Origin of the sequence: Streptomyces sp. NPDC051172 (assembly GCF_040682555.1) — a bacterium.
Classification (GTDB): domain Bacteria; phylum Actinomycetota; class Actinomycetes; order Streptomycetales; family Streptomycetaceae; genus Streptomyces.
The window spans coordinates 147,981-154,034 of the sequence record NZ_JBFBBE010000012.1; the positions used below are offsets into that span (position 1 = coordinate 147,981).

The following is a 6,054-nucleotide window of genomic DNA, read 5'->3' on the forward strand; positions in this document are numbered from 1 at the left end:
ATGGCTCGACTCAGCCGCGAGAAGAAGCGGGAACAGCAGCGCGCCGAGGGCGCGGCGGCCGTTGCGGCGGCACCGATCGACGTCCGCGTACCCGAAGCCGGGGCGGTCGGTGCCTGGGTCGGCGGTGTGCCGGTCACCGCGGCCGCCGGCGAGGAGATCCAACAGACCGTCCTCAACCATCTCCATCGCGTCGCGCTCGCCACCGGCCACCCCGTCCACGCGACCGTGCACGACGAGCGGATCGGCTGCGTCGTACACCTTCAGGTGGACACGGACGGGGCCAGCAGTTTCACCGGGGAACCCGTAGGGATGACTGTTCCCGCGACTCCGTCGCGGCAGCCCGAGCCGTCGCCCCAGGGCGACGCGCCGACGCACGTTCTGCGGGCGCCCGCGGAACCCGCGCGGGAGACTTCTCCGACGTTCGTGCTGCGTGCGCTGCCACAGCCGGCACAGGGCAGGGCTCCGGGCACGGTGGCGGCCCCGACCGGCGAGTTCGGCCCGCCCCCGCCGATGGACGCGGTCCCGCAGCACCACCCGGAACCCGAGGACACGCCCGTACCCCGCGAGGAACCCGAACCCCGCAAGGAATCCGCGGACGCACCTGCATCCAGGCGCTCGTCGACCGGCCCCCTCCTCATGGTCCCCCCGGACCCGGCCCTCGACCCCGACCCCAAGCCGACCCCCGCCCGCGGCTTCGACGCCGTGGCCGAAGCCGTCCTCGGTGACGAACCGCCGACCGCCCCCGCATTCCTCGCGGAGCCGATGGCACAGATCAACGAGGCCGTGAAGGCGGGGCGGATAGAGACGGCGGCCGGGTTGGCCGAGACCACGGTCGAGGAGGCGTCGGCGGCGCTCGGACCGGAGCACACCGAAGTGCTCCGGCTGCGTGAACTCACCGCGTACATCGCCTACTTGGCGGGCGAACCGATCCGCGCGTTCCGGCTCTCGCTCGACCTGGCCCGGCTCCACCGCCGCGGCGGGGACGCGGAGGCGGCCTACGGCAACATCCAGAGCGCCGCCTCCGCCTGGCGTGCCGTGCGCGATCCGCAGCAGGGCCTGGACCTCGGCCACGAGCTGATCGGCCTGTGGACCGAGCTCACGGCCGAGGACGGCCCGGCGGCCGACGACATCGAGCGGCTGGAGTCGGCCCGCACCCGCATGGGCCGGCTCACGGAACGCGCCCGCAAGCCGACCCGGCAGACGCCGGGTTGACGACCGGGGACGACTGCTCGGACAGCTCCCACACAGCATGCGCGATGGCGTCGTTGTTGCGATCCAGAGCGGTGTCGTCGATGTCGGACGTCGTGTCGCAGGAGCGGTGGTAGCAGGCGTCGAAGGCCTTCCCCGAGCCACCGCCCCACTTGGCCGTCTGCGCCGAGAGCGATGTGTGGCGGAGAGGCCGTCGACGTAGCGGCCGGAGACGGCGATGCCCCGCTCCTCCGCGTCCCACCAGGCGAAACGCGGATGCTTGGCGGGGTGGTGGTCGGCCCGTGACACGGTCGGCGCGGTCTCCGGAACGGCGGCCGAGCCGGAGCCGTTGTTGTTGATCCCCGGACCCCTGCTGGCGCTGTCCAGGTGGGAGCCCGCCATGACGACCTGGTCGGCTTTACCGCCCGGCCAGTCGGCGATGAGGTTGCAGCCGGTGCGGCCGGAACATCCAGCCCACGGGGGCTCCCCGCTGTGACCTACTGCACGCAGAACTCGTTCCCCTCCGGGTCCGCCATCACCACCCACTCCCCGGCGGGCTCCTTCACCCGCCGCAGCACACTCGCCCCCAGCCCCACCAGCCGCTCGACCTCGCCGTCCCGCCGCCCGTCGCCGGGATGCAGATCCAGATGCAGCCGGTTCTTGACGCTCTTGGCCTCCGGCACCCGCTGGAACAGCAGCCGCCGCCCGAGCCCCGTCCCCCGCTCCTTGTCGTACGGATCGTCGGGATGCCGTACCGCAATCAGGTCCCGGAAAGCGGGCCGCCCATGGAACTCGACGGTGGCCGCGACAGGCAGCGCCCCGAGCTCCAGCAGCCGCTCCACGAACGCACTGTTGTCCTCGACCTCATACCGCAACGCGGCGGCCCAGAAGTCGGCCTGCGCATGGGGATCACCGGCGTCGACGACCAGCTTCCAGTGGACGGGGGAGGGGCCGGACGGGGGCGTGGGCTCGGGCGTCTGAGACATGGACCACTTATATGCGGCTCGGCGACCGATGTCTGCCGGGTCGACAACTCCCAGCGCCGGTCGGCGTTTGACTTTCAGCGCGTCCGGCGTTCGAGGACATGGCCGTTCAGGCCGATACGGGGGGCCCGGGGACAGAGCCCCCGGTCAGACGTCCACGGCAGCGGACGGCGCCGCCTCAACCTTCGGCACGCTGACCCCGCCCCGCAAGCGCAGCGCCCCGCGCCAGGCATCCCACGTCAGCAAACACAAGGCCACCCACACCAACGCAAACCCGGCCCACCGCTCCACCGGCATCGCCTCATGGAAGTACAGCACCCCGAGCAGAAACTGAAACACCGGCGCCAGATACTGCAGCAACCCCAGCGTCGACAACGGCACCCGGATCGCCGCCGCCCCGAAACACACCAGCGGCAACGCGGTCACCACCCCGGTTGCGGCGAGCAACGCCCCGTGCCCCACTCCGTGCGTCGTGAACGTAGACGAGCCCCGCGAGCTCAGCCACAGCAGATAACCCACCGCGGGCAGGAACTGAAGCACGGTCTCCGCGGCCAGCGACTCGATCCCGCCGAGCCCGACCTTCTTCTTCACCAGCCCGTACGTCGCGAACGAGAAGGCGAGCGTGAGCGAGATCCAAGGCGGCTGCCCGTAACCCACCGTGAGCACGAGCACCGCGGCGAAGCCGGTCCCGACCGCCACCCACTGCACGGGTCGCAGCCGTTCCTTGAGGATCAGCACGCCCATGGCGATGGTGACCAGCGGGTTGATGAAGTACCCGAGCGAGGCCTCGACGACATGCCCGCTGTTCACGGACCAGATGTACACGCCCCAGTTGACGGTGATGACGGCCGCGGCGATCGCGACGAGCCCCAGCCTGCGCGGCTGCCGCAGCAGCTCGCCCGCCCAGGCCCAGCGCCGCACCACGACGAGCGCGGCGCCCACGAAGACAAGGGACCAGACCATCCGGTGGGCGAGCATCTCGACCGCGCCGGCGGGCTTCAGCAGGGGCCAGAAGAGGGGGACGAGACCCCACATTCCGTAGGCGGCGAAGCCGTTCAGCAGTCCTATGTGCCGCTCGCCCCTCGTCTTCCCGGTCACGGGCCCCCCTCACCTCGTCGCGCACGCGTCCCAGGCAGAAGGTAACGCCGAGCACCCCCGCCTGTCATACCCGTATCGCCATACGGTCATGACAGGCGGGGGTTGCGCCCCGGGGCGCCCGGGGGCGTCAGCCCTTGACGGCCACCGCTATCGCGTCGGCGAGCGGCGTGGTCGGACGGCCGGTCAGGCGCGACAGATCGCCGGTGGAGACGACCAGCTCGCCCTTCTCGATGGAGGCGTCCACGCCCGCAAGGATCGCGGCGAGCGGCCCGGGCAGCCCGGCGCCGGTCAGGATCCCGGTGAGGGCCTCGACCGAGACGGGGCTGTAGGCGATCTCCTTGCCGGTCTGCTTGCTGAGCTCGGCCGCGTACTCGGCGAAACTCCACGCCTCGTCGCCACCCAGCTCGTACGTCTTGTTCTCGTGGCCCTCGCCGGTCAGTACGGCCACGGCGGCGGCCGCGTAGTCGGCGCGCGAGGCGGAGGAGACCCGGCCGTCACCGGCGGCGGCGACGACGGCGTTGTGCTCCAGCACGGGGGCCAGGTTCTCGGTGTAGTTCTCGTGGTACCAGCCGTTGCGCAGCAGCGTGAAAGGCACGCCGGAGGCGAGAAGGGCCCCCTCGGTGCCGCGGTGGTCGTCGGCGAGCGCGGCCGTCAGGCTGCCGGGGGCGCTGGTGTAGGCGAGCAGCGCGACACCGGCGGCCTTCGCGGCCTCGATGACCACCTTGTGCTGGCCGACACGGCCCTTGTCGAACTCGTTGCCGGAGATGAGCAGCACCTTGTCGCCGGCCGAGAAGAGGCTGCCGAAGGACTCGGGCGCGTTGTAGTCGGCGACCGCGAGCTTCACCCCGCGCGCGGCGAAATCGGCGCCCTTCGCCTCGTCGCGTACGACGGCGGTGATCTGCTCTGCCGGGACCTTCTCCAGCAGCTGCTCCACGACATGACGGCCGAGGTGTCCGGTGGATCCGGTGACGACGATGCTCATGATCTGCGATCTCCTTGTGGGGTGCGGATGTGCCACTAACCCTAGGGGCGGCGCTAACTATTGGAAAGTACCCACTTTGAAGTAAGGTACTGGCATGGCAGTAAGCAGTCCGGAATCCGTCGTCGGGTCGGCACCCGTCGCCAAGTACGACACCGGCGAGGCGATGTGTCCCTACCGCCTCGTCCTGGAACACCTCACCAGCCGCTGGGGCGTGCTGGTCCTGATCGAACTCCTGGAGCGCCCGTACCGCTTCAGCGAACTGCGCCGGGCCATCGGCCGCGTCAGCGAGAAGATGCTCACCCAGACCCTGCAGACCCTGGAGCGCGACGGACTGGTGCACCGCGACGCCAAGCCGGTGATCCCACCCAGGGTCGACTACTCCCTGACCGACCTGGGGCGCGAGGCGGCGCAGCAGGTGCGGGCGCTGGCGGTGTGGACCGAGCGGCGGATGGACGCCGTACAGCAGGCGCGGGACGCGTACGACGCGGCGAAGCGGCAGCGCTGAGCGGGGGCTGAGCAGGGCCGACGCGTCCGTCGGCAGGCGCCGGACGCATGCGGCGGGCGCTCGCCGGGCACACGAATGTCAGGGCGCGGACGGGCAGGAGCGCTACGTCCTTCCATGCGCCCCCTCTCCGCCTTCCGCACCGCCTGACGGCACCGGGCACGCTGGAGGCGGAATGTCGTGCCCTCCCGTGCGCCGGTCCGTGCATCGTCGGCCGGTGCACGGCCACCTGATCCAGGGGGATTCCTCGAGATGGCTTTACGGTGGAACGCGGCCGCGCGAAGTATCGGTTCTGCAGTGGTGGCGGGACTGGGGCTGAGGGGGATGTCCTTCGCGCGGGGCGGACGCAGCCGGCGTCTGGAGCAGCTGCTGACGGAACTGGTGCAGCAACTCGGGCTGATGACCGAGGAGATCCGCCGGGCCAACCTCATCCAGCACTACCGCCTCATCGTGGACCAGAACGACCGCAAGCTGGACGACCCCTTGCTGGCCGAGGCGTCGAGCACGCTGGGGGGCCTTTCCGATGACAGGCGCCGGCAGATGATCTTCGCCAACCAGCAGTACGGCTCCCTGGTGCTCGCCCACCGGGTCGGAGCGCTCGGCTGGGACGAACTCCTCGGCCATCTGCGGGTGTTGTGCATCAATTCCGTCTTCGCCGAGTACTGGGACCGGACCGTCGAGCACCGGCGGAGTCTGCCTCAGGACTCCGTCGAGGCGAGGATCGGCGCGGCCGTCGACGTGATGATGGAGGAGCTGGCCGAGGAGCCGGACGAGTGGTGGGTGGTGGGCGCCGTGCCTGAGCCGGAGCCCGAGCCCCCGGCGCACGGCTGAGGGCGCATGCCGCACCTGTACTCCGACGGGTGAGTGTGAGCGCAGGTCGGCCCGGTCATGCTCTGGGCGTTGGCTGTGACTCCGGGAGGGGAAGCTCAGTTGCCTGACGAATCGATGTCTGTTCGGATAGCCCGCCGCCTCGGCGATCCACCCCGCAAAAGAGGCAGCTATTCCTCCGAGACCTGCCCCGACCTGTTCGAACTGACCGATGGCAACTTCGCTGTCATCGGCACCGAAGCCACCACCGCCCTCGACCCCCATCTGCCCCCGGACGCCGCCCGCGCCGACTACGAACGCATCGTCGTCATCACCCGCGAGACCCTCATCCGTGCCAAGAAGGACATCCCCGACGTGTGACACCGACGTGTGACACCACAGGGGAGGGCGCGCCACCCTGCCGCACCACCACCACCGCCCCCTCCCCAGCGGCTCGGAGGTCGGCGAGCACGAACACGGCGACGCGCCCCGCC

7 protein-coding genes and 1 pseudogene are annotated in these 6,054 nt (G+C 70.7%); 4 read left to right on the forward strand and 4 right to left on the reverse strand.

The window, feature by feature from the left end:
* The gene (locus AB0N07_RS10195) at positions 1-1,212 is read left to right on the forward strand and encodes a tetratricopeptide repeat protein (RefSeq protein ID WP_365833775.1); all 1,212 of its coding nucleotides are present in this window, start codon (positions 1-3) and stop codon (positions 1,210-1,212) included.
* Positions 1,213-1,228: 16 nt separating this feature from the next.
* Here AB0N07_RS10195 and AB0N07_RS10200 read toward each other — a convergent pair.
* From AB0N07_RS10200 to AB0N07_RS10215, 4 genes and pseudogenes are all read right to left on the reverse strand, one after another.
* A pseudogene (locus AB0N07_RS10200) lies at positions 1,229-1,653 on the reverse strand (M28 family peptidase); the annotation flags it as partial.
* Between the two features lie 32 nt (positions 1,654-1,685).
* Entirely contained in the window at positions 1,686-2,174 is a 489-nt protein-coding gene (locus AB0N07_RS10205) for a VOC family protein (RefSeq protein ID WP_365833776.1), read from the reverse strand.
* 144 nt (positions 2,175-2,318) lie between these two features.
* Positions 2,319-3,269 (reverse strand): EamA family transporter RarD, encoded by a 951-nt coding sequence (rarD, locus tag AB0N07_RS10210; protein WP_365833777.1) that lies wholly within the window; start codon positions 3,267-3,269, stop codon positions 2,319-2,321.
* A gap of 127 nt (positions 3,270-3,396) precedes the next feature.
* On the reverse strand, positions 3,397-4,251 hold the full coding sequence (locus AB0N07_RS10215) for an SDR family oxidoreductase (protein ID WP_365833778.1): 855 nt from the start codon (positions 4,249-4,251) through the stop codon (positions 3,397-3,399).
* Between the two features lie 94 nt (positions 4,252-4,345).
* Here AB0N07_RS10215 and AB0N07_RS10220 point away from each other — a divergent pair, with 94 nt between their 5' ends.
* The 3 genes from AB0N07_RS10220 to AB0N07_RS10230 all read left to right on the forward strand — a co-directional run bounded on the left by AB0N07_RS10220 (position 4,346) and on the right by AB0N07_RS10230 (position 5,941).
* Positions 4,346-4,756, forward strand: coding sequence for a helix-turn-helix domain-containing protein (locus AB0N07_RS10220; protein WP_365833779.1), 411 nt, complete (start codon positions 4,346-4,348; stop codon positions 4,754-4,756).
* A 249-nt stretch (positions 4,757-5,005) separates the two neighbouring features.
* Positions 5,006-5,584: a DUF6082 family protein gene (locus AB0N07_RS10225; protein WP_365833780.1), complete on the forward strand. Its 579-nt coding sequence runs from the start codon at positions 5,006-5,008 to the stop codon at positions 5,582-5,584.
* A 114-nt stretch (positions 5,585-5,698) separates the two neighbouring features.
* Positions 5,699-5,941, forward strand: coding sequence for a hypothetical protein (locus AB0N07_RS10230; RefSeq protein ID WP_344403631.1), 243 nt, complete (start codon positions 5,699-5,701; stop codon positions 5,939-5,941).
* Positions 5,942-6,054: the final 113 nt, after the last annotated feature.

What these genes read in the sequence shown, in the direction of transcription:
- AB0N07_RS10195 (WP_365833775.1), top strand. Translation starts at nt 1, where the DNA reads ATGGCTCGACTCAGCCGCGAGAAGAAGCGGGAACAGCAGCGCGCCGAG.
- AB0N07_RS10230 (WP_344403631.1), top strand. Translation starts at nt 5,699, where the DNA reads ATGTCTGTTCGGATAGCCCGCCGCCTCGGCGATCCACCCCGCAAAAGA.
- AB0N07_RS10220 (WP_365833779.1), top strand. Translation starts at nt 4,346, where the DNA reads ATGGCAGTAAGCAGTCCGGAATCCGTCGTCGGGTCGGCACCCGTCGCC.
- AB0N07_RS10215 (WP_365833778.1), bottom strand. Translation starts at nt 4,251, where the DNA reads ATGAGCATCGTCGTCACCGGATCCACCGGACACCTCGGCCGTCATGTC.
- AB0N07_RS10205 (WP_365833776.1), bottom strand. Translation starts at nt 2,174, where the DNA reads ATGTCTCAGACGCCCGAGCCCACGCCCCCGTCCGGCCCCTCCCCCGTC.
- AB0N07_RS10225 (WP_365833780.1), top strand. Translation starts at nt 5,006, where the DNA reads ATGGCTTTACGGTGGAACGCGGCCGCGCGAAGTATCGGTTCTGCAGTG.